Genomic DNA, 2553 nt, shown 5'->3' on the forward strand with positions numbered 1-2553 from the left:
GCTTTTTGGTACAGTGGTTCAGCTTCACTGTACCGTCCTTGGGAATAGTAGAGCAAAGCGAGGTTGTTGTAACTGCTGGCAACATGGGGATGCTCTTCTCCCAGCAAGCGTTGCGTTAGTTGCAAAGCTTTTTGGTACAGTGGTTCAGCTTCACTGTACCGTCCTTGGGAATAGTAGAGCAAAGCGAGGTTGTTGTAACTGCTGGCAACATGGGGATGCTCTTCTCCCAAGCGCTCTTTTGCAACTAATAAACATTGCTCTTCCCAAGGTAAAGCTTGTGCGTAAGCTCCTTGACCTTTATAAAAGTTACCCAAGCCATCAAAGGGCACAATTAAATCTTCATCACTTAACCAATTCTGGTAAACAGTGGCAACTTCAGCAAGGTGGGGGATAAAAGGAGTTAATCTAGTAATGTCTTGCAATATAGGTGTTTCAGGAATTTCCTGTGCCACTTCAACCATTGCAGCGCAGTAATTATATTTTTGCTCGTCAGCAACAGGTAAGTTATTTTGCTTGTCTCTGAGAAACTCTCGAATCAACTGATGTAACTGATAACTATCTTCACCCACAAGCAAGTGCAAGTTTTCTAATTCAACTCTGGTATCTTCCAATGCTTCCGAGTCTTGCTCTTTAGCAGCACTTTCCACTAACGACCAAGGAATCGGAGCCAAAGCAAATAAACTTAGTAAACAGCCTAACTGTTGGGCTGCTTCATTTAATTCTAACCAACTCAACTCAAAAGCAGCTGCAACACCCCGTTTAACATCGAGTGTCCAAGTGGGGTCATTTTCATTTACTATTAAAGAAGGATGACCTAGCCCTTTTGACTCTAACCGTCGTAACATTTCAGCCAAAGATATCTTACGCTTTTTCACATATCGCCCAACTAATTGTAAAGCTAGGGGCAAATATCCTAAACGCTGACAAAGTTCTTGAGCTTGTGCTAACTCTTGGTTTATCTTTTCTTCCCCTATCAATTGACTCAGTAATAAGAGTGCATCTGACTCTTGCAAAGCTGACAAAAACAAAGAACCTGCTAAATCTAGCTTTAATCTGGTTGTAATTAATACTTTAAACTGAGATGGTTGTGGTGGTAGGTAGGGTTTTATATCCTTGTAATTCTTCACATCATCCAAAACCAGCAGAGTATCTCCCTGCTGCCAATGCTGCCAGCACCAGCGTACTCGTTCTGGTAACTCCAAATCATCTGGAGGTTGCAAACTTAAATCTGTTCTCGCAAATTGGACGATTTGCACTCCCATATCTTCCTCTCTAGCTCGCAACCAGCAGATACCACCAGGGTAATTATGCAACTGCAAATGTAACAGCGAATACTGGATTGCTAATTCAGTTTTACCAACTCCCCCCATACCTTCCACAGCAGCAATAACTACCTCATTATTGCGTTGTAACTGTTGGTGGAGCCGTTCTAATTCCCTTGCTCGTCCGACAAACTTATCTGTGCTACTTTTAGGAATATTTTGCCGAAAACCCGTTGGTTTAGGAATATTATCTAAATTACTAACGCCTTGATAAATCTGGGTAATGTCTCCGACTGTAATATTGCCCTCAGCCCGTACATTCTCAAAGATTCTTTGTACAATTTGAGAATCTGGATTAGTAGTCATGATTTTAAATAAATCTTAACTTTGTAGGGTGCGTTATAGCGAAGCGCAACGCACCATTTATCTCGATGCCTTACCCTTAATGCCCTAACACAATTTTTGAACAAAATTAGATATTGTAGGGTGCGTGATTGTTGAATCCGTAACATACCATTATCAAAGATTTGGTGCGTTACGCTGTCGCTAACGCACCCTACGTATCTACGGAAAATCAAGAATTTAGTAGCCTGCGTGTGCCGGCTTTGTTCGGGTAGCCGCGATTTTAATCGTCCGGTGCAAAATGTGAGTTAAGCTTCTTGATTTAAATTGCCTACATCAATGCTTTTAGCTTTCACCCCTTTAATCATTTCCTGGTTAACTGAACCATCCCTCGTAGCTTTTTGGTTAATATCTTTTGCTTTTAAATCGTCACTTAATTCAATCTCACTCAAAACTACTTGACGTATCGTTGCATCTTGTGCTTGTAGCAGCGCAACTAAATCCTTAAGTTTCTGAGCAAATGCTTCATCTGCATCAATTTGGGTTTGTAGTTCATCTTGCAGCTTTGTCTTATTCGCTTCTGTAGGTTGATTTTCCGCTCTTGTCAGCAACCCTTCTGTTCCCTCTGCCTTAAACTTTTCCCGAATCGTGTTTACCAGTTGAGTAAATGTATCAACCGCACCTTTTGTTAAAGCTTTTCCACCTTCTTTAATTGCCTCAGAGAAAAATAAAGAGACAATCACCGCTGCCGTTAAAGGTTCTACCATAAGTTTGCACGTAAATTCAGTAGCAACACAGTAATATACAAACTTACTGTACAGCTTTTCGGATTTTTAGTTGCGAGGTGTAGGGGCACGGCAGTGCCCATTGGTGTCAACTTAAGAAGATAAAACCCAAATTTGTTGGGTGTAAGCGTCAATCTCTCGATGACGCTTACGCCTGGCTTTGA

Annotated in this window: 3 protein-coding genes; all 3 read right to left on the bottom strand. The window is 41.4% G+C overall.

The annotated features are described in order from the left end of the window. Nucleotides 1–1628, bottom strand: a 1628-nt coding sequence (locus tag AABK37_RS41055; protein ID WP_432557120.1) for a tetratricopeptide repeat protein, incomplete at its 3' end; no start/stop codon positions are given. A 284-nt stretch (nt 1629–1912) separates the two neighbouring features. Beyond that, nucleotides 1913–2371, bottom strand: coding sequence for a hypothetical protein (locus tag AABK37_RS41060; RefSeq protein WP_432557121.1), 459 nt, complete (start codon nt 2369–2371; stop codon nt 1913–1915). Further along, nucleotides 2365–2553 (bottom strand): hypothetical protein (locus AABK37_RS41065; protein WP_432557122.1); only part of this gene is annotated, 189 nt, incomplete at its 5' end. The genes AABK37_RS41065 and AABK37_RS41060, both read right to left, overlap by 7 nt.

The sequence above is a fragment of the Tolypothrix sp. VBCCA 56010 genome, from assembly GCF_050875635.1.
Lineage (GTDB): Bacteria > Cyanobacteriota > Cyanobacteriia > Cyanobacteriales > Nostocaceae > Hassallia.